The organism is Prevotella denticola, assembly GCF_900454835.1.
GTDB lineage: Bacteria > Bacteroidota > Bacteroidia > Bacteroidales > Bacteroidaceae > Prevotella > Prevotella denticola.
This window is the reverse complement of record NZ_UGTM01000002.1, coordinates 776,743-801,012: the sequence shown is the minus strand read 5'-3', so window position 1 is coordinate 801,012 and position 24,270 is coordinate 776,743. Positions and strand designations below refer to the sequence as shown.

General features: G+C 47.6%; 20 protein-coding genes. 11 read left to right on the top strand and 9 right to left on the bottom strand.

Going from position 1 to position 24,270, the window contains the following annotated elements:
* Positions 1-61 precede the first annotated feature (61 nt).
* Positions 62-1,579, bottom strand: a complete 1,518-nt coding sequence (locus DYH27_RS11375; RefSeq protein WP_025067558.1) for a DUF4301 family protein — start codon at positions 1,577-1,579, stop codon at positions 62-64.
* 189 nt (positions 1,580-1,768) lie between these two features.
* Between DYH27_RS11375 and DYH27_RS11370 the strand changes: the two genes are divergently transcribed.
* Positions 1,769-3,979: a RelA/SpoT family protein gene (locus tag DYH27_RS11370; protein ID WP_025067557.1), complete on the top strand. Its 2,211-nt coding sequence runs from the start codon at positions 1,769-1,771 to the stop codon at positions 3,977-3,979.
* Between the two features lie 95 nt (positions 3,980-4,074).
* Here the strand turns inward: DYH27_RS11370 and DYH27_RS11365 are convergent, their stop codons facing one another.
* The 3 genes from DYH27_RS11365 to DYH27_RS11355 all read right to left on the bottom strand — a co-directional run bounded on the left by DYH27_RS11365 (position 4,075) and on the right by DYH27_RS11355 (position 7,059).
* On the bottom strand, positions 4,075-5,250 hold the full coding sequence (locus DYH27_RS11365) for an MFS transporter (protein ID WP_025067556.1): 1,176 nt from the start codon (positions 5,248-5,250) through the stop codon (positions 4,075-4,077).
* Positions 5,251-5,461: 211 nt separating this feature from the next.
* The gene (gene panB / locus DYH27_RS11360) at positions 5,462-6,280 is read right to left on the bottom strand and encodes a 3-methyl-2-oxobutanoate hydroxymethyltransferase (RefSeq protein WP_004353444.1); all 819 of its coding nucleotides are present in this window, start codon (positions 6,278-6,280) and stop codon (positions 5,462-5,464) included.
* Between the two features lie 155 nt (positions 6,281-6,435).
* On the bottom strand, positions 6,436-7,059 hold the full coding sequence (locus tag DYH27_RS11355) for an HAD family hydrolase (RefSeq protein WP_025067555.1): 624 nt from the start codon (positions 7,057-7,059) through the stop codon (positions 6,436-6,438).
* Between the two features lie 182 nt (positions 7,060-7,241).
* Here DYH27_RS11355 and DYH27_RS11350 point away from each other — a divergent pair, with 182 nt between their 5' ends.
* From DYH27_RS11350 to DYH27_RS11330, 5 genes are all read left to right on the top strand, one after another.
* Positions 7,242-7,898, top strand: coding sequence for an RsiV family protein (locus tag DYH27_RS11350; RefSeq protein ID WP_004353504.1), 657 nt, complete (start codon positions 7,242-7,244; stop codon positions 7,896-7,898).
* An 83-nt stretch (positions 7,899-7,981) separates the two neighbouring features.
* The gene (gene rsmG / locus DYH27_RS11345) at positions 7,982-8,605 is read left to right on the top strand and encodes a 16S rRNA (guanine(527)-N(7))-methyltransferase RsmG (RefSeq protein ID WP_025067553.1); all 624 of its coding nucleotides are present in this window, start codon (positions 7,982-7,984) and stop codon (positions 8,603-8,605) included.
* A gap of 76 nt (positions 8,606-8,681) precedes the next feature.
* Complete coding sequence (locus DYH27_RS11340; protein ID WP_025067552.1) at positions 8,682-9,326, top strand: MBL fold metallo-hydrolase; 645 nt, start codon at positions 8,682-8,684, stop codon at positions 9,324-9,326.
* 26 nt (positions 9,327-9,352) lie between these two features.
* On the top strand, positions 9,353-9,928 hold the full coding sequence (gene ruvC / locus DYH27_RS11335) for a crossover junction endodeoxyribonuclease RuvC (RefSeq protein ID WP_004353484.1): 576 nt from the start codon (positions 9,353-9,355) through the stop codon (positions 9,926-9,928).
* A 115-nt stretch (positions 9,929-10,043) separates the two neighbouring features.
* Positions 10,044-10,559: a hypothetical protein gene (locus DYH27_RS11330; protein WP_025067551.1), complete on the top strand. Its 516-nt coding sequence runs from the start codon at positions 10,044-10,046 to the stop codon at positions 10,557-10,559.
* Positions 10,560-10,816: 257 nt separating this feature from the next.
* Here the strand turns inward: DYH27_RS11330 and tilS are convergent, their stop codons facing one another.
* From tilS to DYH27_RS11315, 3 genes are all read right to left on the bottom strand, one after another.
* On the bottom strand, positions 10,817-12,187 hold the full coding sequence (gene tilS, locus DYH27_RS11325) for a tRNA lysidine(34) synthetase TilS (protein WP_025067550.1): 1,371 nt from the start codon (positions 12,185-12,187) through the stop codon (positions 10,817-10,819).
* Entirely contained in the window at positions 12,177-13,379 is a 1,203-nt protein-coding gene (locus tag DYH27_RS11320) for a class I SAM-dependent rRNA methyltransferase (protein WP_025067549.1), read from the bottom strand. The genes tilS and DYH27_RS11320 overlap by 11 nt, the downstream gene beginning before the upstream one ends.
* A gap of 108 nt (positions 13,380-13,487) precedes the next feature.
* On the bottom strand, positions 13,488-14,162 hold the full coding sequence (locus tag DYH27_RS11315) for a 3'-5' exonuclease (RefSeq protein WP_013672140.1): 675 nt from the start codon (positions 14,160-14,162) through the stop codon (positions 13,488-13,490).
* Positions 14,163-14,267: 105 nt separating this feature from the next.
* On the opposite strand from DYH27_RS11315, the gene DYH27_RS11310 reads away from it, so the two are divergent.
* From DYH27_RS11310 to DYH27_RS11300, 3 genes are all read left to right on the top strand, one after another.
* Entirely contained in the window at positions 14,268-16,730 is a 2,463-nt protein-coding gene (locus tag DYH27_RS11310; protein ID WP_029216527.1) for an FtsK/SpoIIIE family DNA translocase, read from the top strand.
* Positions 16,731-16,844: 114 nt separating this feature from the next.
* Entirely contained in the window at positions 16,845-17,459 is a 615-nt protein-coding gene (locus tag DYH27_RS11305; protein WP_013672142.1) for a LolA-like putative outer membrane lipoprotein chaperone, read from the top strand.
* On the top strand, positions 17,460-18,959 hold the full coding sequence (locus tag DYH27_RS11300) for a DUF5687 family protein (RefSeq protein ID WP_029216526.1): 1,500 nt from the start codon (positions 17,460-17,462) through the stop codon (positions 18,957-18,959).
* 545 nt (positions 18,960-19,504) lie between these two features.
* On the opposite strand, the gene DYH27_RS11295 is transcribed toward DYH27_RS11300, so the two are convergent.
* Positions 19,505-19,912: a hypothetical protein gene (locus tag DYH27_RS11295; protein WP_029216525.1), complete on the bottom strand. Its 408-nt coding sequence runs from the start codon at positions 19,910-19,912 to the stop codon at positions 19,505-19,507.
* A 47-nt stretch (positions 19,913-19,959) separates the two neighbouring features.
* On the opposite strand from DYH27_RS11295, the gene DYH27_RS11290 reads away from it, so the two are divergent.
* Together DYH27_RS11290 and DYH27_RS11285 are read left to right on the top strand one after the other, a co-directional pair.
* A complete protein-coding gene (locus tag DYH27_RS11290) occupies positions 19,960-21,381 on the top strand; it encodes a C10 family peptidase (RefSeq protein WP_025067548.1) in 1,422 nt (473 codons plus the stop codon).
* A gap of 60 nt (positions 21,382-21,441) precedes the next feature.
* Complete coding sequence (locus tag DYH27_RS11285; protein WP_081640769.1) at positions 21,442-22,809, top strand: C10 family peptidase; 1,368 nt, start codon at positions 21,442-21,444, stop codon at positions 22,807-22,809.
* 96 nt (positions 22,810-22,905) lie between these two features.
* Here the strand turns inward: DYH27_RS11285 and mobV are convergent, their stop codons facing one another.
* Positions 22,906-24,261, bottom strand: coding sequence for a MobV family relaxase (gene mobV / locus DYH27_RS11280; protein ID WP_029216524.1), 1,356 nt, complete (start codon positions 24,259-24,261; stop codon positions 22,906-22,908).
* Between the last annotated feature and the right edge of the window lie 9 nt (positions 24,262-24,270).

The window sequence follows — 24,270 nt, the reverse complement described above, 5'->3', positions numbered from 1 at the left end:
TGGCGTGCTCGTTGGCTTGTTGGACAAGTTGACTGCCACCGACAGGCATGACGGCAGAGTGCTACTGATGCTGTTCGCGCAAAAGGTCGTTGACTGTCTTTACCGGATTAAAGGTGTCGAGAGGAACTTCCACGAAGACGGTGTTCCAGTCGCTCATTGCTCCGTTCCATAGTCCTGGCAGTTCCAGTGCTTTCAGGTCGCGCCCGTTCTTCGACTTTGAACTGATGAATCCTGTAGACTTGTCCACGTAATCTGTCAGTTCAAAGGCCTCGCCCTTGTAATTCCTGACGGCACAGACCAGGTCAACAGGATTGAAATGCGTACCTCCTGTAAACATCTTCATGGATGCATCGTCATTCTTGTCAATCTGGGAGCTTTCCAGAATTTGCAGGCTGACTGTCCCATCCTGATTGTAAGTCCGGAACGGGCCGCCTCCAGGTTCTCCTACATTCTTCACCATGCCACATACACGCATCGGCCGGTTCAGCTTCCGGTGCAGGTAACCGGCCAGTGCAGCATCGTCAAGACTCAGTACATCATGCTTCCGGCACGAAAGTTCATCTTGCAGGAAACCGACCATCTCCTCCAGTTCTGCACGTGTACAGCGACCGCTGTCCAGCCGGCGCAGATATCCGAAAGTACGTTTCTGCAGCTCGACAAGTTTCCCGGCAAGGATCATTTTCCATCTGACGGTCGAGTCCTTTAATCGGTCAGGCACAACATTGTCAATATTCTTGATGAATACCACCTCTGCGTCCATATCATTCAGATTCTCTATCAGTGCCCCATGTCCTCCCGGACGGAAGAGCAGCGAACCATCCTCGTTGCGGAATGGCGTGTTGTCGAGGTTCACAGCGATAGTGTCTGTGCTGGGTTTCTGTTCCGAAAAAGAAATGTCGAAGCTGACTCCCAGCTTCTTTTCGTATTCCGCCTGTTTTTCCACAACTTTCTGTTTGAAAAGGTCCAGATGTTCATGTGATACGGTGAAATGTACGTGTGCCTTCTTGTTGCTTTCCGCATAACGTGCTGCCTCAACCAGATGTTCCTCCATAGGCGTGCGCATTCCGTCATCATAGGAATGGAAGAGGAGCAGACCTTTCGGCAGCTGTCCGTAGTCCAGTCCTTCCTTGTTCAACAAGGTGGCAACAACTGCCTTATAGTGTCCGTCGGCTATCAGTTCGTCAGCGGATCTGCCTTCCTGTTGCAGACATCTGCCGGACAGTTCCTTGAAGAAAGCAAAATGATGGATATTGGCAAAGAACTCTTTTTCAAATTCACTCACAGGTGCTTCATGGTCTCCGTTGAGGAAAGCAAAGAGATCCTTGAACATCCGGCTGGCTGCACCTGAAGCCGGAACGAACTTGACCACTCTGTGACCGTCCGCCTGATAATCATGCCATGTGCGGCATGCTGCCTCACAGGCTTTCATGTCGAGCACCGAGACCCCTTGTCCTGGTGTCGCCGCACCTTCCAGTTTCAAGTAGGGGAAACCTCGCCTGAAGTCTTCTAGCTGCCTGCTGATCTGTTCCTCACTAATTCCTTTCTCGTGAATCTGTTTTAGGTCTTCTTTCTTCAACATAATTGGTAGAGTATTATAAAAGATTGTTTTGTAAATGCAAAAATAACGAATTTAATCGAAAGAAAGAAACGAATTGTCTGTTTTATTCTTAATAAAGACTTTTTCCTTTGTACCTTTTCATATCGGCAGGCTTATATGTCGGGATTTTTATGTACTTTTGCCCATGAACTATAAAACGTAATGTGCCCTATGGAAGAGATATTCATTTACACGGATGAAGAGAAAGAAGAGTCGGAGCTGATACTCGGAGAACTGAAGGAGACGCTCGGGCAGTCGTTTCTCGAAAACGACCTTCCCAAGCTGCGCGAACACCTGCACGATTCGATAGCCGACAATACCATCCGGCGTAACGTCTTCGGGCTGAATCCCATCCTCTGCGCATTGCAGACAGCTGCCATTGCGGTTAAGGACATAGGCTTGAAGCGTGATTCCGTCATAGCCATTCTCCTGCACCAGAGTGTCCAAAGAGGGACGCTCTCGCTCGAAGAAATAGAAAATCGATTCGGCGACGGTGTCTCAAGAATCATTCACGGGCTTATCCGCATACAGACGCTCTACCAGAAGACACCAGTCATCGAGAGCGAGAATTTCCGTAATCTCCTGCTGTCCTTTGCCGAAGATATGCGTGTCATCTTGATCATGATTGCCGACCGTGTCAACCTCATGCGGCAGATACGCGATGTGGAGAACAAGGAGGCACAGCGGAAGGTGTCGGAGGAGGCAAGTTATCTCTATGCGCCTCTGGCACACAAGCTGGGACTGTATCAGCTGAAAAGTGAGCTCGAGGACCTCTCCCTGAAGTATCTCGAACACGATGCCTACTACCTTATTAAAGACAAGCTGAATGCTACAAAAGCTGCACGTGATGCCTACATAAGCAGATTCATCATGCCTGTCAGCGAGCACCTTGAGGCAGCTGGATTGAAGTTTCACATCAAGGGGAGAACGAAGTCCATTCATTCCATCTGGCAGAAGATGAAGAAGCAGAAATGCGGATTTGAGGGCATTTATGACCTTTTTGCCATCCGCATTATCCTTGACTCGCCTGCGGACAAGGAGAAGATGCAGTGCTGGCAGGCCTACTCTATTGTAACGGATATGTACCAGCCCAATCCGAAACGTCTGCGCGACTGGCTCTCTGTTCCCAAGTCCAACGGCTACGAGTGCCTGCACATCACGGTCCTCGGTCCTGAAAAAAAATGGGTGGAAGTACAGATTCGCACAGAACGCATGGACGAGATAGCCGAGCATGGTCTTGCTGCCCACTGGCGGTATAAAGGCGTGAAGGCTGAAGGCGGCATGGACGACTGGCTGGCTTCAATCCGTTCAGCACTTGAGGCCGGCGACAATCTTGAGGTGATGGACCAGTTCAAGTCCGATCTTTATGAGAAGGAAATCTACGTTTTCACACCGAAAGGCGACCTGTTGAAGTTTCCCAAGGGTGTGACGGTGCTTGACTTCGCCTATCACATCCATTCCAGAATCGGGAATCAGTGTGTAGGTGGGAAGGTCAACGGAAAGAACGTGTCTTTCCGTACCGAGCTGCACAGTGGCGACACTGTTGAAATCCTGACATCGACGACGCAGAAGCCCAAGCAGGATTGGCTCAGCATCTGCAAATCATCACGTGCGAAGGCCAAGATACGTCTGGCACTGAAAGAGACACAGGTCAAAGACGGTCTCTATGCCAAGGAGCTTCTTGAACGAAGGTTCAAGAACAAAAAGATAGATATCGAAGAGGCCACCATGGGGCATCTTCTGCGCAAGCTGGGCTTCAAAGAGGTATCTGAGTTCTACAAACAGATTGCTGACGAGAAGCTCGACCCTAATTATGTCATTGAGGAATACCAGAAGGTTTACAGCCACGACCACAATCTCAACCAGCCCAAGGAGACTGAGAGTGCGGAGAACTTCGAGCTTGAGAACCCGACGACAGAGTATCTGAGAAAGAACGATGATGTGCTTGTCATCGACCAGAACCTCAAAGGGCTTGACTTCTCGCTTGCCAAGTGCTGCCACCCTATCTACGGTGATCCGGTTTTCGGATTTGTGACCGTCAGCGGTGGCATCAAGATTCACCGCTGCGACTGTCCTAATGCTCCGGAGATGCGCAAGCGTTTCGGTTATCGTATCGTCAAGGCACGCTGGAGCGGGAAGGGTTCTTCACAGTATGCCATCACCCTGCGTGTCATCGGAAACGACGACATCGGCATTGTGAGCAATATTTCCAATGTCATCTCTAAAGACGAAAAAATCGTCATGCGGTCTATCAATATCGACTCGCATGACGGTCTCTTTTCAGGTAATCTGGTTGTTCTACTTGATGACAACTCCAAGCTGAACATGCTTATCAAGAAACTGCGGACAGTGAAAGGTGTCAAAGAGGTTGTAAGGATATGACGGAGAACTTTTCACACTTCCTGCCGGAGAGAGGGAGAAAGTATCGGCTTCTGATGGAAAAAAGAATCGGTTGGGAGAGGCCTGTCCGTCACACCCTACCGGTTTTTATGCGCCATATACCATCCGTGAACAAAAGTAACATAGAGAATCAAAGCAGCAGCCAGAAGTCCCAGGCACACCCATAATACAGGAATCTGAGAGCAGCCAAGCAGGCCGAAAGAAACTGTCATCCCGGCTCCAATACCAGTTTCCCAGGCAAGGAGGTAGGTGCTCTGGCTTGTTCCTCGTTGGCAATGCCTTGACAGTTTGATGAAAAAGAGCAGGAAGCGGCTGCCGCTTATCCCTATACCGAATCCGATGAGAACAGGCGCAATATAGTCTACACTCTTCTGACTGTTCGTTATCAGCAGCAGGATGGCGATTCCCATCGCAATCATTCCCGCAGTTGCCTCGCTGCGAAGGTCGGCATCGGCAAATGCGAACCGTTCTGCAAGAATAGCCACGAGGAAGCCCAGCATGACAAATCCATAGAAATGAGGCGTATGCTCGATGGTCAGCAGAAGACCCGCTACAGAGGTGACGAGCATAATGTTAAGGAACAGCCAGCGGCTGCCTTTCAACAGGAAACGGTCGAAAGAAAAACAGTGGAGATCTTCGCTCGGCATACGGAACGGGAAACGGACGAGACCGACAAAAACAAAAGAAAGTGTCAGACAGGCGCACGAAAGAACCAGTACAGAACTGAATTGTGCGTGCCGGTAAGCAAGAATGCCTGTCAACGGTCCCAGTGCAAGAGCAAAACGTCCGAACCATGTTGCGGCATGATTGGCTTCTGTACGGTGTACAGCCTCGACGGTGTCGATGATCAGCGTACTGAGAAGTACCAGCTGGGACAGACCATAGAAAGCTCCCTGCAGGAAACGGAGCAGTATGAGCAGTGTGTAATCCAATGTGTCATCGGACAGTGTGTTCAGATAGTAGAAAATTCCGGTAACTGCCAGCAGCAGCAATGTAGAGATGCAGAAGACATTTTTGCGCCGATAACGTTGCACAAGATATCCGGACAGACTGCCGAACAGATACATTCCCACAAAGAAGATTCCAGACACACATGCGGTCTGGATCTGGGTATACCCCCACTCTGCCATTCGCAGCGGGATTGCCGGAAGAAGCATGTAAGAAGACATAACCAGCAGGAGGTTTGCCATTGCCAGCATCCAGAAACGCTTGTTCCAAAGTCGCACGTGAACAGGTATGTTTTGAGTATCCATAAGCTATTTTCCAGAATCCAAAAGCTGTAATTTCAGAATCAGAGACAGACTTCTCCGGCCCTTCTTCCCTACGGTTTCATCAAGTACCGATGGTGTAGCCCTGTCCATGTCTTGCATATCTTGATTATATCCTATTCAATGATTATCTTCAATGATTATCAGAAAATCAGTCTGTCGTATGATAATCATGAAGCAAGAAATACAATGTATATCAATATGCTTCCGCATCGGAAGGGAAAGACTTTTCCTTCACGCATTTGATATACTCCTGTACACCTTCCGTCATACATTTTCCGACGTTGGCGAACTGACGGAGAAACTTAGGTTTGAATCCCTGCGTCATTCCAAGTGCATCCGCATAGACGAGTACCTGTCCGTCAGTTCCGCTGCCGGCACCGATACCGATGGTGGCAGCTTTCACCATCGATGTCACCTTCGTGGCAAGAGCAGCAGGTACTTTCTCAAGTGTGATTGCACTCACGCCTGCAGCATCAAGCGCAAGGGCATCCTCTATAAGTCTTTCTGCCTCTGCGTCGTCCTTTGCCCTCAGCCCATATCCGCCGAACTTGTGTATGCTTTGCGGAGTAAGACCAAGATGTCCGACGACAGGGACTCCGCTGTCTACGATTCCTTTCACGGTCTCGGCAATCTCCTTGCCGCCTTCCATCTTTACTGCCCCGGCACCTGTCTCCTTGATGATGCGGATCGCATTGCGTATTCCTTCCTCTCGGCTTACCTGATAGGATCCGAAAGGCATATCGCAGACGACCAGACAATGCCGGCATGCACGGACCACAGCACGTGCATGATAAATCATCTCTTCAAGAGTGATAGGAGTCGTATCCTGATTGCCGGCCACCACATTGGATGCAGAATCGCCGACGAGGATACTGTCTATCCCGGCTGTGTCGATAATTCCGGCTGTCGTGAAATCATAGGCAGTCATCTGGGTAATCTTTTCACCTGCAGCCTTCATCTGCAACAATGTCTTGGCTGTAACTTTTTTCTTGTCTGTTATTAAATATCCCATATATATAATACCTATCGTCTCTGGAGCCGGTCTGCAATACGAGATTGCGATTGCCTTGCGAGATTGTGAATGCCCCGCAATTCAAAGGCGACAAGCCATGTTCCGGAGAACTATGCAGTTTGGAATCCACTTCCAGCCTGCAAAGTTACTTCTTTTTAGTCAACTGACAAAGTGAAACCTTTATAATCGCAGATAACTTCTCGGGTGAAAACCTTGATTTCATCCACAGGAAGAGTGGTTGCAAGCCCGATGACACGGGCACCGGAGGCAGTGCCTGAACGCAATCCGGCAGCACTGTCTTCAAAGATAACACTATCCTTGGTGGAGACACCGAGCCTTTCCGCTGCTTTCAGATAACAGTCGGGAGAAGGTTTGCTTTCAGAGAAGTCTTCAGAGGTAAGGATTGCGTTAAAGTATTTCTTGAACTCCGGATGCCGGGCGTACACATTCTCCATCTTGGCAAGATTGGAACTTGTGACGATGGCTGTCTTTATACCTTTACTTTGGATATCCTTTATAAAATTTTCGAATCCATCGACATAATCATACGGCATATTCTTTTCATAGTCATTCAGAGACTGTGTAATCTGATGCTGTTTTTTTTCCTCACCCGGAAAATACCTGTCGAATATCTGCACCAGTGTCTGTCCTTTTATGACATACTCAAAGTCAGCAATCTGAGGACAGTACTTCCGTCCCATATCGTGCCAGAACAAAGTGTATAATGGTTCCGTGTTGAAGACAACGCCATCCAGATCAAACAAACATGCTTTTACCATTCTTTCCTTTTATTATAATATGTATAATGCAAAGTTACAAAAGTTTTTTGTAACTTTGTCGATTATATATGACAAAGAAGTTATTAAAATTATTCGTATTCTCCGTGGTCGTCCTGATGCTGACTGGAAGCTGCAGCTCTAAGCAAGGCACCCCCCAAAGGCTTGAGGCTGCAACAACTGTCGTGTCTGCTGATACTTTAGCGCGTCTTTCAGATGCGATACAATGCCATGTCCATGTTGCTTTCACCTGTCTGAAAGACAAGAAATATGCTGTCGTCAACGACTCTTTACTGCGAATGGGGCTGTTGCAACCCGACTATTTCTCCATCAGTTATGACCGTCTTTCTCCACAGACTGCTATCCCAGCCTTTGTGCGTCAATACGTGAAAGAGTATATGGAAGTGGCACGTCTCATACGTCAGAAAGAAAAAGAACGGAGCCAGCTGATCGGTGAACTGTCCATCAAGACAGAGCTGAGAGCCGCATCCGGCGATTATGTCACAGCTCTCTCGCACATTGCCATCAACAATGGTAACGGTCAGTCGACGAAGTATACAATTGCACGCAACTTCAGTCTGAAGGACGGTCATCTGATCAGCCTGCAGGAACAATTCGGCAAAGATTATAAAGAAAAACTGACAAAGGAAATCATCGGGCGTATGGCTGAGCGGGAAGACCTTGACAATGGGGACGTTGCGGGTTTACAATCAAAAGGCTATTTCGTAGGAATCAGTCCCTATCCCGCAGACAATTTCATTCTAACAGATGACTCTACGGTCTTCATCTATACGCCGGGAGAAATCAGCCGGCAGGAAGTGAGGGTGGCCGTCGACAATTGATTTCCTCTCAGGGATTACCCATCATCGCTTAATGATGACCATCATCCATCATCGTCTATCATCCACTTATCCTCTATAAAATCATGACAGAGATAATAAAGAAGTATTTTCCCCATCTCACCCACAGACAGGAAGAGCAGATTGCCGCACTCGATGTTCTGTATCACGACTGGAATGCGAAAATAAATGTCGTTTCGCGCAAGGACATCGATAATCTTTATGAGCATCATATCCTGCACTCATTGGCGATTGCCCGCCGTATCCGTTTCCGGGAAGGAACAAACGTCCTCGACTTTGGTACGGGCGGTGGCTTCCCAGGAATACCACTTGCCATTCTCTTTCCTGAATCCAACTTCAAACTCATTGACGGGACCGGTAAAAAGGTAAAGGTGGCAAAGGAAGTTGCCGATTCCATCGGTCTCGACAATGTCCTGCCTGTCCACCAGCGCGGAGAGGAGGAGAAAGGAAAGTTCGATTTCATCGTCTCACGTGCCGTCATGCCGCTGCCAGACCTGATGAAAATCGTCAGAAAAAATATTGCACGTGACCAGCATAATGCCCTCCCCAATGGTGTAATGGTCCTTAAAGGTGGAAATCTTGATGAAGAACTGAAGCCTTTCCGGAAGATTGCAGAAAGAACAGAACTGTCACAATGGTTCGATGAAGCGTGGTTTAAGGAGAAGTATCTCGTTTACGTACCGGCATAGCTTCCGGCAGATTATTTTCGTCGTTTTTCAATGCCCTCTTCATAGTTGTTCTGGTCATTATTCATCATAATCGCTTATGCTTAAAATCAAAACATTCGAGGTCAACCCTCTCCAGGAAAACTGCTACGTCGTCAGTGACGATACCAAGGAATGTGTCATCATTGACTGTGGAGCCCTCACGGAAGATGAACAGGGAACGATTGTTTCCTATATAAAGGAAAACGGACTGCACCCTGTCCACAACCTCGGCACACACGGTCATCTTGACCATCACCTTGGCGACGCGGCTGTCCACTCGGCTTTCGGTCTTCTGCCGGAGGTTGCTGAAGACGATGCCGTATTCATGAACAATCCGGAGCAGGCAGCTGCACAGATGCTGGGGATGAAGTTGGATTGCAGACTTCCGGCCGGTGAGTTGAGGCTTTCCGAGAGCAGGGAGATTTCGTTCGGAACTCATGTGTTCCGAGTCATCCACACGCCTGGCCATTCTGAAGGTTCAGTATCCTTCTATTGTGCAGAAGAGAACGTTCTGTTCACCGGTGATACGCTTTTCAAGGGAAGTATCGGCAGAACCGATTTCCCCGGTGGAAGTATGTTCCAGATTATCAGCAGCCTGCGCGAGCTTGCACAGCTTCCGGATGCCACCGTAGTCTATCCGGGACACGGCCCCCAGACTTCTATCGGCTTCGAACTTGCCCATAATCCCTATATGGACCGCTGAGATAGGTCTGATTCAGACAGTCAGGAATGCAGAAAGGAAATTTACAGTCGGAAAAGATACTCCTTGGTATCGATCCGGGGACTAACGTCATGGGCTATGGCGTGCTGCGTGTTCGTGGGAACAAGGCAGAACTGATAGTCATGGGTGTCATTGATATGCGCAAGGAGAAGGATGTATATCTGCGACTGGGAAAGATTTTCGACCGTGTCACGGGTATCATTGACGAGTATCTGCCCGACGAGCTTGCCATCGAGGCTCCTTTCTTCGGCAAGAACGTGCAGTCAATGCTGAAGCTCGGACGTGCGCAAGGCGTTGCCATTGCTGCAGCCATCCATCATGATGTCCCCATCTGTGAATATGCTCCTTTGAAAATCAAGATGGCAATCACCGGAAACGGGTCGGCTTCCAAGGATCAGGTTGCCGGTATGCTGCAGAAACTGCTCCATCTTCGCGACGACCAGATGCCTCATTTCATGGATGCCACAGATGCCGTTGCCGCTGCTTATTGTCACTTCCTGCAAATGAACCGCCCCACTACAGATGCCAGACATTATGGTTCGTGGAAGGATTTTGCCAGGAAGAATACCGATAGGGTAAGATGAGCCGGTTAAGGGCTGCCATAGCGGAAAAGAAAGAAATCGGAACCTTGTTGATTTAAACCGGTAACTTCTAAATTCGTCGAAAATACAAATTAGGATAATAGAAATATTTAAATGTATGAAAACTGTAATGATAGCTTTGGCTTTCCTGTTCGTATCTGCATTGTCGGCAAACGCCCAGCAGGAACGGGTTTCCAAACAAATTTACACGAGTGCCTACAAGGTCGCAACCGACACGAAAGAAGATGTTAATGTACGTAAGGCCGCTTCTTTCAAGGTGGATGCCATCACCTACCTGAACACTCGCACTTTGTCGGCAATCGTCGATACGACAAGTCAACTGTCCAATAAGGAGATTGCCCATCTCAATGCCCAGCTCGATTCGATGGCCTATTACATGCACGAGTACGTCAACCTCTTTACAAAGGAATACGCCCGTGCGGTGAAACAGCGTGACAAGGACCGCATTCTAAAGATTTTTCGGGATACAAGCATCAACCATCCGCTTTACAACGATCCCGACAAAGACCTCGTTCTGGCTTATTTCAACCGTGAAGATTATCTTACTCAGTTCTCGCTTGACACAGATTGGATTGCGGCACTTGCGGAAGTGAAGAAGAAGCTGGCAGAATAAAAACTGATGGATGGCAGGCCGATAATGCTTTTTACAAATTGTGTCAGCGCATTTCCATGGATTTGGAGTCAGTTCCCCATTCCGTTTTTCCACTGTGTCTTTCCTCACATTGCAAACATCTTGTTTCCAGATGGTTATAACCGATGTAAAAAACGGTGCTTAGTTGGCATGCAAGTAAGCGTTAGTTGAACACGAAGTAGGCGTTAGTTGAATACGAAGTGATCGTCAGTTGCAATCCAACCCACTATACACGAAGCTCAAAGCAGTTCAATATGCAGGCAGGAAGTTGTGTGCGAGCTGACTTTGAAGCACTCACTGATACGGAGACCGAGTAGCCAGAGAATGACACCTGAGGCATCGAGAAGAACAAGTTGACTACGTTTCTCGAAACGGTTACGCTTCAGATTGGTGAGGAAATCGCTTACGAGTTGGGTTCCGCTCATGCCAAGAGGCATGAAGCGGTCGCCCTCAGCGGTACGGCGGAGGGTCAGCGGGAACCGGATAGAGGAGGCATCGAGGTCAATGATGGCAGGATTTCTTGAGAAGGAGGGACTTGAAGCGGGAGAGCGGTTCTCTTTCGTCAGGCGGATGGAAAGTCCATCATCATAAACATAGCGTCCTGTCTCCGGGATGATAAGTTCACGAGGCTTCTCTGCCACTACAGGCATGACAAGAAGCGAGTCCCGGTCGTGTGTGAGTTCATGGGTGGAAGATGCCCAGACCTGCCCTGGCTGTCCTTCAAGATGGGCTGTAACCTCTGCAATCTGAGAAGGTGTGAAACCAAGCGGCTTTAAAATATGGAAGAGGAGATAGGCAGGCGATGGAAAATGCCGGACAACCTTCAAATCAATTTTGAAAGTATGTTCCAGTGGATAAAAAGAATTTCCCGGACTGGTTGAGCCAATTGGCCTGACAGCTTTATCCAAAGCCATGTTCAAAGAATCCCGCACAATAGCATCGACCTCAGAGAGGTGATTGGCGGCAGTCAGGACGGCATCATTGACAGAAGGATTTATCTCGGCCAGCTGCGGAAGAATATTCAGACGGATCTTGTTGCGTACCACATCGTCTACAAGGTTTGTGCTGTCGGTCACAAACGACACAGAACGGCTGCGGAGATACTGCTCAATTTCCTGACGTGTAACACAGAGCAGCGGACGGACTACACCGCCTTTTCTTGGACGGATTCCCATCAGACCATTAAGCCCCGTGCCACGGACAAGATTGATGAGAATCGTCTCTACCGAATCTTCCTTATGATGTCCTGTACAGACAGCATCTGCTGCCAGTGTCTCTTTCAGTTGGAAGAAATAGCGGTAACGCAGACTGCGTGCAGCCATCTCTATGCTTACCTTGTGCTGTGCCGCATAGGTCTTTGTATCGAAGTGTGCCTTATGAAGTGGGATGTTCTCACGTACACATAGCTCCTGACAGTACTGTTCGTCACGCTGGCTTTCTTCTCCACGCAGGTGGAAATTACAGTGAACAGCCTCAATCCGATAGCCTAATTCCTTGAGACAGAGTAACAGGCAGACGCTGTCGGCACCACCTGAGAGTGCTACCAGATAAAGTCTGTCTGCCTGAAGCAGATGCTCGAAAGCTATGAAACGCCTGACCTTATTCAACATAGAGAACCAGTCCTTTCAAGTATTCCCCTTCGGGATGATAAATATTTATCGGATGGTCGGCCGGCTGGTGAAGCTGATGCAGAATGCGTACTTTGCGCCCTGCCTGTGCAGCAGCTGTGAAGACGGCTTGCCGGAAGTTCTCCTTTGTTACAACCTGCGAGCAGCTGAAAGTGAAGAGAATTCCGCCGGGTTTGATTCTTTCAAAACCCTTGAAGTTCAGTCGTGTATATCCACGCAGTCCGTTCTTCAGAGCCTTTCGGTGTTTGGCAAAGGCAGGCGGGTCGAGGACGATGAGATCATACTTTCCGTCGTGATCGTCAAGATACTTGAAGGCATCCTCACAGATAGCTTCATGTCGTGTGTCACCTGGGAAGTTGAGCTCGATATTCCTGTCTGTCAATTCTATGGCCTTGGCAGAGCTGTCCACAGAGTGTACCAGCTCAGCCCCGCCTCGCATGGCATAGACAGAGAAACCGCCCGTATAGCAGAACATATTGAGTACGCTACGCCCTTTGGCGTATCGTTCCAGCAGCGAACGGTTCTCCCGCTGGTCGATGAAAAAACCGGTCTTCTGCCCCTTCAGCCAGTCGATATGGAACTTCAATCCGTTCTCAACTGCAATGTCATCATCGGTGCCACCATGGATAAAGCCGTTTTCCTGACCGAGTTCAGCCTTGAATGGGAGGGTTGTCTCACTTTTGTAATAGATGCTGTCCAGCCTGTCTCCCATCACTTTCACAAGAGCTTTGGCAATCACGAAACGGCACACGTGCATCCCCACGGAGTGAGCCTGCATGACTGCCGTCCTGCCATATACGTCGATTATCAGTCCCGGTAGATTGTCACCCTCTCCATGGACAAGCCGGTAAGTGGTGTTCGGGGAAAAATGAATATCCTCCTTCCACTCACGAATAACGCCGATAGCCCGACGCACCTGAAAGGCTGTTCTCAGCCGGCTTTCCCAGAAAGTGTCGTCAATCTCTACATCACGGAACGAAAGAATTCGGACGGCAATAGAACCGATCTGGAAATGTCCGACAGCGATAAACCTGCCATCATGTGTCATGACGCGTACGGTCTCACCCTCTTCAAGTCCTTCGTCAATCCTGCTGATGGCACCGGAGAATATCCATGGATGAAAGCGGAGAAGACTGTCCTCCTTGCCCCTTTTCAGATATATTTGCTTATACATAAAGTTTCTCGATTATTTTGATTAAATTGCTTACACCAGTCCGTCTGACATGAATTGTTCAGCATGAAGAAAAATCATATCATCGTGATGGTAATCAGAAAAGAAGTATCAAATCCTTATGCTCTCTGTCGCTTTTTCAGTTTGAATAGAATCCGTATGTTCTTTCTCATGAACAACAACCAGCTCATAATCACCTGTATGCTTCAGTTCGTGCAAGCGTTCATAGAGATTGATACACGTCCATGCATCCGTCGAGGCATAAAGCTTCTGCTTATCGTTGAGTATCTGGTTTTCCCAGTTCGACAGCTGTTCACGCTTGGTTATACGTTCGTGAAAGACATTGGCGTACAGCTTCTGGAGGCTCATGTCCTCGATGCCCAGTGACTTCACATAGTCCTGGAGGTCGATGAAATAGCCCGGTTTGAACGCAGAACGCTGATGCAGCATCAGCATGTCATCGCCCAGCGAAAGCCCCACTTTCGGAACGGTCGTATCTTCGAGGAACCGTTTAACACAGTCTGGTATACCGATGATGTTCAGTCGGAACAGAAAACATACTTCACGGTCGCACGCCTGCAGAAGCGCAACTTTATGGTGCTGTCCTTTCCGGAAGACGGGGCGCGTCTCGGTATCAATGCCGATGATGTCACGCGAGAGCAGGTAATTAACCGCTTTCTCAGCCTCAGCTTCATTCAGGACAACGACAATCTTGCCTGGAAAAGTAACTCTTGGCAACTGCGATATTCTGCTTTTGTCGAATTTGTTGTATAATACTCTGTTCATTTCGGATTGTATACTGACCTGCAAAATTAAGAAAAAAAGTCTGAAATCGTAAACTTATGTGGCACGAATTTATTACTTTTGCAAGGATAAAACGAAGATTGATCAATGGCAAAGAAAAAAACGGAACGTAAAAGCAAGACATTCACCGAAGCAATCGGACTCAACAGTATCATTAATGACAAGACGGGATTTGTTGCCGGGCTTATCCTTCTGGGTGTTGCGCTTTTTATCTGCGTGGCTTTCTTCAGCTATTTCAATACCGGTGCGGCCGACCAGAGTCTTGTCACCGACCTGCGCCCCGGTGAGGTCGAAAACACTGGCAGGGCATTCCAGAACGCCTGCGGATCGCTCGGAGCCCTGCTGTCATACGGACTTATCTCTCGCTGTTTCGGGATTCCTGCTTTTATCATCCCAGCCTTCATCATCCTCTGCGGTCTCCGTATGATGGGTGCCTACAAGAAGCTGAACCTGATGAAATGGTTCATGGGAATGGCCCTCGTCATGATATGGTCTTCAATTACGTTTGCCAAGCTCCTCACCCCCCTGATGGGCGACCAGGTGTTCAATCCCGGCGGCGACCACGGTGCTTTCTGCGTACAATACATGGAAAACCTTGTCGGTACAACGGGACTGATGGCGATACTCGTCATTGTCATGCTGGCTTACCTTACCTATCTTACTTCGGAGACCATCACCGTTGTACGTAAGATGATGAATCCGATCGGATACATACGGGACAAGGTGAAGTTCACAGTGGTTCACCATAACAGCAGAGAAACTTCCGATAGTCTTTATGACGATGAGACGATTGCTGATGGTGCGTCTGACGATTCTCCGGAACTTGTCGACCCGGAACTCTCTCAGCCCATCGATCTGCAGACGGGGCCGGCAACGGTGCTGCGTGAACCCGATTCGCTCTACACTTCCGGTGAAAGTGGCCATACGAAGAATACAGATGGAAAGAGAATTCCCGGTTTTGAAGTGGAAAGAACCCGGAGGAATGAACAGGCACAGGGAAAGACTGTTGCGAACAGTAACCTGCCGCTGACACCTATCAACCCACGCGAGCCGTTTGTCAACTGGAAATTTCCGACCCTCGACCTACTGAAAGAATATGATTCCGACTCCAAGGTCAACTATGTAAGCCAGGAGGAGCTGGAGGCGAACAAGGACCGCATCATCAAGGTGCTGAACGACTTCGGCGTACAGATTCGCAGCATACGGGCTACTGTCGGCCCTACTATTACCCTCTACGAAATCACTCCGGCACAGGGCATCCGCATCTCCAAAATCAAGAACCTCGAGGATGACATTGCACTGAGCCTGGCGGCTATTGGCATCCGAATCATCGCACCCATGCCGGGTAAGGGTACCATCGGCATCGAGGTGCCGAATGCCAAGCCGAACATCGTTTCCATGTACTCTATCCTTAACTCCAGGAAGTTCCAGGAGTCAACGATGGAACTGCCGATCGCATTGGGCAAGACTATCACCAACGAGGTCTACATGGTAGATCTTGCCAAGATTCCCCACCTGCTTGTTGCCGGTGCCACAGGTCAGGGTAAGTCCGTCGGACTGAACGCCATCATCACATCCCTGCTCTACAAGAAACATCCCAATGAACTCAAGATTGTACTTGTCGACCCGAAGAAGGTTGAGTTCAGTGTCTATTCCCCGATTGCAAAACCATTCATGGCAGCTGTCGAAGAGAACGAGGACGAGCCTATCATCACGGATGTACAGAAAGTCGTGAAGACACTGAAAGGCCTGTGCGTGCTCATGGACGAGCGTTACGACAGGCTGAAGGCAGCCCGAGTGAGAAACATAAAGGAGTATAACCAGAAGTTCCTCAACCATGAATTGAACCCGGAAGACGGACATGAGTTCATGCCGTACATTGTCGTTATCATCGACGAGTTCGGCGACCTGATACTTACTGCCGGAAAGGAAGTGGAGATGCCTATCACCCGTATAGCCCAGCTGGCACGTGCCGTCGGCATCCACATGATCATTGCAACACAGCGACCGACCACCAGCATCATTACCGGTAACATCAAGGCGAACTTCCCGGGCCGTATTGCCTTCCGTGTCGGTGCCATGATGGATTCCCGCATCATCCTCGACCGTCCGGGGGCGCAGCAGCTTGTCGGACGCGGTGATATGCTCTATCTCAACGGCGCCGATCCTGTGCGTGTGCAGTGTGCCTTTGTGGATACTCCCGAGGTTGAGAAGATAACAAAGTTCATCGCCAACCAGCTGGGACCGGTACATCCTTTGGAGATTCCGGAGCCGCTGTCAGAAGATGAGGTGAGCGGAGGCGGTTCACTGGATGCGCACAGTCTCGACCCGTTGTTCGAAGAGGCTGCACGTGCCATTGTCATCAGCCAGCAGGGTTCGACGAGTATGATCCAACGCCGACTGTCCATCGGCTACAACCGTGCCGGACGACTGATGGACCAGATGGAAAAGGCCGGCATCGTGGGGGCGGCCAAAGGCTCGAAACCACGCGAAGTGCTGATCGGCGACGAGGTGAGCCTCGACAATATGCTTGCAAGTTTACGTGGATAATACCCGCAAGGCGGACAAACCGGATGACGCATCGTGCCGCCTGTCCGGAGAAGACAGTCCGTCGGTAACAACCTCCATGACTATTTTGAACAAAACAGACAAAACATCACAACGATGAAACAGATTAAGTATTTATTATTGCTGGCAGTCATCTTCATGGCAGACAGCATCTTTGCACAGAATGCCAACCAGGCCAGAACCTGTCTGGACAAGGCTACTGCCATTGTTGCCAACCAGGGGGGAGTCACCGCCCGTTTCGCCCTCTCCAGACCGGGCTCTGTAGGCAGAACATCGGGCACAATATCCGTAAAAGGAACGAAGTTCGTTGCCACCACTCCGCAGATGACCATCTGGTTCAACGGAAAGACACAGTGGTCGTACATGAAGTCTACCAACGAAGTGAACATTTCCACTCCCACCGAAGCACAGCGGCTCTCGATGAATCCCTATTCCCTGATGACAATGTACCGGCAGGGGTACGATCTCTCGATGACGAACAAGGGCAACGCCTATCTGGTACACATGAAGGCAGCTAATGCCCAACGCAGTGTGCAGGAAGTATATGTGACCGTCAGCAAAAACTACCAGCTGCAGGCCATCAGGATGAAGCAGGGCGGTAAATGGACTACCATCACTGTGTCCGGCATCCAGCGCAAGAACCTCTCCGATGCCCTCTTCACCTTCAACAGGAAGAGCCATCCGTCCGCCGAAATCATAGACCTCCGGTAAATGACCTGCCGGGAAGCCATATTTACCCTGCATACGCTCTTCCGTCTGTCTGGCAGAAGGGCAGAGCAGCAGACAGCCAACAAGGCAGCAAAGTATCTTTACTGCCTGTTGGCTGTTTTCGTTTGTGGCTATATGGCATGGGCCGGCCTGAAACTGGCAGAGCTTGTTTCCGCAGGACATCTTGGCAGCTACCGTTTCATCTTCGGACTGCTGCCGTTTCTACTCTTCTTCGACTATGTCTTCCGGTATGCATCCGACAGCCGGAGGCCGGTACAGGTACGCCCCTATCTCCTGCTCCCGCTGCCCAAATATGCCTGTACGGACTGCCTGATTATCCGCCAGCTGCTGCACGTCAAGAACACATTTTTTCTTTTTCTATGTATTCCTTTCGGCATCATGACCGTCGTTCCCGAACGGGGGGTAAAGGCAATGGCAGGCTATACGCTCGGCCTGTATCTGTTGCTGCTCGCCAACGGACAGTTCTTCCAGTTTACTCAGGTACTCATAGCACAACGCCTCCGCTACTGGCTGCTGCCGGCAGTTGTCTATCTCTCTGCTGCCGCGACCCCCTTTTTCTTTTCCTCCCCACAAAACTACATCAGCCTCTTTGCCCGTGCCGGTGATGCCTTGATGGCAGGGAACGTATGTGTCTATGCCGTTCTGCTTCTGCTGCTGGCTGCACTGACAGGACTGAACCGCCGCGTTCTTTACGACTGGACTCGTCAGGAACAATATGCCGCCGCATCCGCCAACGGGGAGCAACCCTCTCTACGGCTTGCATTCCTTGAGCGGTTCGATCTCATGGGAGAGTACTTCAAGCTGGAGGTACGGTCCATCTTCCGTAACAGACGGATTCGTTACCTGTTCATTTCCAACACGGCCTTCATCGCCTTTTATGCACTGGGCTTGTTCCTCGGCCTCGAATTGCCTGCAAAAGAGAGCCATGCATTCCTTTTTTACAGTTTTGTCATCTATGGCATCGCTTTTCTCACGAGAATCATGTGCATTGAGGGCAATTACTTTGAGTGCCTGCTCATGCAGCGGGACAGCATCTTCACCCTGCTGCTGGCAAAGTATTATTTCTATTCTGCACTGTTGCTGCTGCCGCTGCTGTTGCTGCTGCCTGCCGTTCTCCTCGGCAGGGTAAGCCTGTGGACAATCCTCGCCTATGCACTCTTCACTGCAGGTGTCTGCTATCGCATTTTTTTTCAGATGGCTATATATAATAAGGTGACGCAGCCTCTGAATGCCGCCTATACAGGAAAAATGCAACGCACGTCTTATATTTTGATTCTCATACCGTTTATTGTTCTCTTTAGTCCGTTGCCCTTTGTCGCCATCGGCAGTTGGTGGCTCAATCGGCCCGGACTGACCGATGCTGCCTTGTCCTTTTCCGGCATCATTTTCATCGCTGCCCATCGGCGTTGGATTGCATCAATCAGCAGGAAAATGAAGAAGAAACAGTATGACCAGATTGACGGTTTCCGAAACAGCAGGTAAGGCAGCTCTAAAAAAAATCAACGGAATTTTTCAGAACATTTCGTAAAAGTTTTCTTGAGATGGCAGGCCTGGGAAAGTAACTTGAACCGGTGGTTCTTGTCAATACAAAGAATTTTGTTGCGACTCATATTGTTTGTCATGATATTTTACCCACTGCTGTTCGGGCGGTCCTCATGAATCCCGTATGCTTCTTTTTTTTATGTCGAATCATGCAGGACAGGGAAGAGAGGCTGTATTCGTCTTGTAAGTCGCTTGTTCACAGCTACATATATCAGTGAAAGGAAAAGGTGCTTACTTAGACTTCAAGTAGGCCTCAGCTGCAGTGCATGTAGGCGTTGGTTACAATGCAAGTAGGCGTTAATTGGCGCACAGGTAGCGGCCTGTATAATTCAGCATGGTATTCTCAATGTATTTTATATACGTCCTAAGCTCTGGAAACAGAGCCTGATGCAGTAGTAATGTAAATATATTTCCGGCACGCTACATTCTTTTCAGATTTTACAGGTCAGGATCATACGGAAAAGAAACATCAGAAAGGGAATACCTCAGAAGACAGAGAAGAGAAGGGGGCTGATGGCAATCGACAGGTAAACGGCAGAAATTCCGACCAAGACCTGTACAGAATATGATTTTTCCTCACTGTGTTTTTCTGCATTTTTAATCATTGATTGAATTGTTTTTTTTGTTTTTTTATCAGAAAATAAAAATTTTTCTGTAACTTTGGATAGAAAAGCGACAACCCTTTGTAGAAGGGTGTTCCGCACAATAGGCTGGTGTTCGGGTAACGATTTGGAAACCGTTCTGTTTGCTATGCTTTGCCTTGTCTTGCTTAGAGGTTTGCTCTTTGCTACAAAAGTACATAAAAACTCTAATTCCCCAAAATTCCCATCATCATTTGTTGGTGTTTTAACGCAATATAAGAAAAAAGGGTGATAAAAATTTGGAAGCAACATGAATATTGATTATATTTGTAAGCGAATACAAACTAAAACAATTTATTATGAAGAATTATCTAAAATTTTTACCGGTAGTACTCTTTATTCTGAGTGGGTGTAGTGACAAAATGGATGAAGTAGATACCGTTATAGATAACGGTCATAAATCTTATATCTCTTTGTCTGAACAAGAGTACAATAGTATTGCCTATCCTGATAAGAAAGACTTATCGGATGAGGAGGTTGAAAGCATTGCGAAATCATACATCGGAAGTATTAAGGGATCTAATACAAGGTCTGCCTTAAATTCTTTATCAAATGTGCAAAAAGAAAAAATTAGTTTATCCTTGACTACAAAACAGCACGAAAAAGGTGAAGAAATATACTTTACAAAATTAAAATGGGTTGACCATCAAGCCAAGAAGCCTATTAGTATGATTGTAAGTTCAGATTGCCGTTTCCCTTATGTTATTGCCTTTTCTGAGGAAGGAGATTTCTTTTCACCAAACGAAACAGCAGATTTGATGATAAAAAATGCAATGAACATAGCCTTGCAAGAGATTGCCGTAATTAAGCAATGCGAAGATTCTCTTCGTGAAAAAACAAAAGCTTATGTCAATATGCAAATTAGGAAGAAGGGGATGAAACATGTAGAATACCTTGTAAACAATACTCCTGTAACACGTAGTTCTGCCACAGACAATCCCTCTGGGCAATTATATAAAATAGTTGAGCCTATGCTAAAAACAAAATGGAATCAGACAAGTCCTTATAATCTTTATGTGCCTAAATGTCCCCCAGAATATGATTTTGGCTATGGTTATGACGGACGCCATCCTGCAGGGTGTACAATTATTGCTTGGGCACAAGTCTTGGCGTATTTACAACCGAATATCAATGACATTACAACTCCTGAAGGACAGAAATTTTATTGGGGTAATTTAGGAAGTTATTCTCCGATTTTTTGGGGATACCATGAGCTTACTGAGGAAGATAAAAGGTTAGCCTCTTTAATAAAGAATCTTGCAGATGGAAGCGGCACAAAATTTACAAGTGAAGGAGGTTCTGTTTCTGTAGATGCAGTTGCAAATTATGTAAAAAAATGGAATGTCCATATTGATGGAAAAAACTCTTGTACTTTCCAAAACATGGCAAACTCTTTAAATTCAAGAAGACCAGTTATATGTAGAGGAACTGCAAGAGCCATCAGAGGAACAAGAGCAACAGGAGCATTTACCAATGGTTCACATGCTTGGGTTGTTGATGGTTATCAAATTCGCGTTCGTCCCTCTAATGTGGCTCCTTCACCAAAACAACCTCGCAGGATCTTAAAGAGGTACAATGTTTATTGCCATGCTAATATGGGATGGGGAGGAAGTTTTGATGGTTGGTATTTATATCGTTATGACGGAAGTATTGACTTCGATTGTGGAGGAGATTTGTACGATATAAATTTGGCATGTTATCCAAATGCTCGTTTAAACTAACATCTTTTGGCAATCTCGCTATTCAAACGAGATTGCCTTTTCTTTAAATACTTATAGAATATGCGTTTAAAATTGAACAATACAATATATATAGTTTGCGCTATATTTTTGTTTTTTCTTAGCTCATGTATGCAAAATGAGATAGAGTTAAAAGAAAAAGATGAGGAAAAAATAGTAACTTCCTATGAGAGAAATATCAATGATGCAGAAACAGAACTCAATGAAATTCTTTTAGGCAAAACAACTCGTGTAAACTCTATTGCTCCAAAAAATCCCATCCTGAAAAATAAATTTACCCTCAAAGTAGATGGCACTTCTATAGATACAAGAGTTGGAGGAATGACAAGGTCAGATGTTGATAATTCAACAAATATACATATTTTCAATTTTCAAGGTGGTGGATATGCTATAATGAGCGGAGATACAAGGGTTACTCCAATGTTAGTGCTTACAGATAAAGGAGAAATCCCTCAAGATGGTGTCATAGACAATCCTAATCTTGTACCATTTTTGGCAAATATGGAAGTCCAAATCATTAAGGAGATTGATGAGTTTAACGAAAATAACAGAATCAATGAAAACGATGAAATTTCTGTTGTATATGGAAAATGGGAAAAAACTTTTTCCGAAATGAAAGAAGGATATTGTCCTGTTGAGTGGGGGCAGGGAAGTCCTTACAATCAATTTTGCCCATTAACGGATGGAAAATTATCCAGCACAGGCTGCGTACCAACGGCTGTTGCACAATTATTATCCGTTTATAAATTTCCCAAACGATACAACGGTTATGATTTTGATTGGGAGATTATGAATCGTTATGTAAAGACTTGGAATCCATATCCTCCTGCAATCCCTTATATAGCAAGGATTATGCAACAATTAGGTTTACGACAAAATTTAGATGTTACTTATGCCAAATACCCAGAAAATGAAACTGATGAAAATAAAGGGAGTTCCGCTTCTACTGATAACATCCCGAGAACTCTTAAGAATTTAGGGTTCTCATCTGGAGGAATAAAAAAAGATTACAATGAAACAGACATTGTCAATGAATTAAGGAAAGGATACTATGTATTAGTAAGTGGTTATGCAAAGGAAACGAAACACAAAAAGAAATTTTTAGGCATTACTATAAAGACTTGGTATTCATACTCAGGTGGGCATTGTTGGTTGGTTCACGGATTATTAGAAATGAGCCGTTCTGTCTTCCGCATAAAAAATGGGCAAACCATAGGTTCTTATATACAACGAAAGTATTATTTGTTGTGTAATATGGGATGGAATGGCTGGGATAGTGGTTATTATTATAGCGGTGCTTTTAATACAGATAAAGGTCCTGAGACAGATTTTGAAAAAACAAGAAGCAATAGTAAGGAAGATGGTAATTTTCGATATAAACTATCTGCTATCACAGAAATACGGAAATAAATAATGAATACGAGAGGGCTTTTTTGCTTTGAAGCCCCCTCGTTGTATTTACCCAATGTTCCCACAAGATATGGCTTTGGTAAAATATTTTTTCTTTTATAATCGAATTTTTCTGTTCATTTTGCAAAACATAGATTTCTGTTCGATTTTTTTCTCCCATTTTTCCTTGAACCACGTGGCAATCGGCACTTTGTCCACGAGCAGGTCAAGTACGGTCTTCCCATCCCTTTCCTCCCTGCCCACCTGCAAGCGTGCCTTCTCAACGGCGAACGAACGCCTGTACTCATCAGAATGCAGTTTCCCCGTAACAACGAGTACTTTGCCTTGCAGGAGTTCGTCCGTGTGTCTCTCTGACAATCCGACCGAACGGCAAAGCCTTTCAATACGGAAAAACTCGGCAAGCATGGGAAACCATTCCTTTGCCTTGTCGATGATGCGCCTGAGATTGCCGATTTCACGCTGATGCTGCTCCGATGCTCGCAACCGCTCGGCGACGTGGCTTTCCTTCATTTTCTGCATATCCGTGCGCATCTGTCCGATGCTCTCTTTCAGTTCCGCCACCTCACCATGCAACTGCCTGTTCTCGCTTTCAAGCCTGCTCACTTTATTACCGCCCAACAGGGAGTTGATGCCGTTGAGTGCTGCTGTGGCGGTCTTGGTAGCTGAGTTTTTCAGTTCCACCGTTTTTTTCTCCGCCTTGATGCGTGCGAGTTCCATTTTGGCTTGCTCCGCCTCCTCGATGATGCACCGTGCTTCCGCCTCCCTTGCCAGCAGGTTGGCGATGTTCTCCTGTATGTCCTCGCCCTGCGTGATGAGATTGCGGTAATACTCATGCGTGGAGAGGTGCTTGGCTGTCGAGCCCCTGACACCCCTTTTCAGCTCGTACTTCGCCATGTGTTCGGCGTAGGTGTCCTGATACCTGATGAGGTTGGCACGGCTCATCACCTCGTCTGCGCAGAGGCGTGGGGCTGTCGCTTTCGTCCTGTACCTGCGCTTTGCCTTCTCTTCCTTTTTCTGCTTCCTGCGCTCACCCTGCACTATCGGCACTACGGTGGCATGGATGTGCGGTGTTTCCTCGTCCATGTGCAGGACTGCCGACACGAGGTTGTCCGCCCCGTAGGTCTCTCTCAGCCACGCCACGCTGTCATCGCACCACTCTCCGAGCCTCCTTTCGTTTTCCATTCGTTCCATATCCTCGTGCGTTCCGCTCAGCACGATGCGGATTGCCTGTACTTGGTTCTTCCCTATCTTGCGTTTCAGCCCTGCCGTGTCAAGGCGGTGGCGTATGGCAGCCGTGCGGTTGCACACACCGTCGGGAAACCTGATTAACTCACGGTTGAGGTGCGTTCTCGTAGGGTCTATGTTCTTCGGCACGATGGTGCGCTCGATGTGAGCCGACATTCCGCTGTCGGCTCCCTTTGCCTTTTCCAAATGCAATACGCAATATCCCATATCCTTTTG

Coding starts and splice junctions, on each gene's coding strand:
- DYH27_RS11340 (WP_025067552.1), top strand. CDS start 8,682: ATGCTTAAAATCAAAACATTCGAGGTCAACCCTCTCCAGGAAAACTGC.
- DYH27_RS11315 (WP_013672140.1), bottom strand. CDS start 14,162: ATGAACAGAGTATTATACAACAAATTCGACAAAAGCAGAATATCGCAG.
- DYH27_RS11375 (WP_025067558.1), bottom strand. CDS start 1,579: ATGTTGAAGAAAGAAGACCTAAAACAGATTCACGAGAAAGGAATTAGT.
- DYH27_RS11290 (WP_025067548.1), top strand. CDS start 19,960: ATGAAGAATTATCTAAAATTTTTACCGGTAGTACTCTTTATTCTGAGT.
- DYH27_RS11310 (WP_029216527.1), top strand. CDS start 14,268: ATGGCAAAGAAAAAAACGGAACGTAAAAGCAAGACATTCACCGAAGCA.
- DYH27_RS11300 (WP_029216526.1), top strand. CDS start 17,460: ATGACCTGCCGGGAAGCCATATTTACCCTGCATACGCTCTTCCGTCTG.
- DYH27_RS11330 (WP_025067551.1), top strand. CDS start 10,044: ATGAAAACTGTAATGATAGCTTTGGCTTTCCTGTTCGTATCTGCATTG.
- panB (WP_004353444.1), bottom strand. CDS start 6,280: ATGGGATATTTAATAACAGACAAGAAAAAAGTTACAGCCAAGACATTG.
- DYH27_RS11355 (WP_025067555.1), bottom strand. CDS start 7,059: ATGGTAAAAGCATGTTTGTTTGATCTGGATGGCGTTGTCTTCAACACG.
- tilS (WP_025067550.1), bottom strand. CDS start 12,187: ATGTTGAATAAGGTCAGGCGTTTCATAGCTTTCGAGCATCTGCTTCAG.
- rsmG (WP_025067553.1), top strand. CDS start 7,982: ATGACAGAGATAATAAAGAAGTATTTTCCCCATCTCACCCACAGACAG.
- DYH27_RS11295 (WP_029216525.1), bottom strand. CDS start 19,912: ATGTTGCTTCCAAATTTTTATCACCCTTTTTTCTTATATTGCGTTAAA.
- DYH27_RS11285 (WP_081640769.1), top strand. CDS start 21,442: ATGCGTTTAAAATTGAACAATACAATATATATAGTTTGCGCTATATTT.
- DYH27_RS11370 (WP_025067557.1), top strand. CDS start 1,769: ATGGAAGAGATATTCATTTACACGGATGAAGAGAAAGAAGAGTCGGAG.
- ruvC (WP_004353484.1), top strand. CDS start 9,353: ATGCAGAAAGGAAATTTACAGTCGGAAAAGATACTCCTTGGTATCGAT.
- mobV (WP_029216524.1), bottom strand. CDS start 24,261: ATGGGATATTGCGTATTGCATTTGGAAAAGGCAAAGGGAGCCGACAGC.
- DYH27_RS11320 (WP_025067549.1), bottom strand. CDS start 13,379: ATGTATAAGCAAATATATCTGAAAAGGGGCAAGGAGGACAGTCTTCTC.
- DYH27_RS11305 (WP_013672142.1), top strand. CDS start 16,845: ATGAAACAGATTAAGTATTTATTATTGCTGGCAGTCATCTTCATGGCA.
- DYH27_RS11365 (WP_025067556.1), bottom strand. CDS start 5,250: ATGGATACTCAAAACATACCTGTTCACGTGCGACTTTGGAACAAGCGT.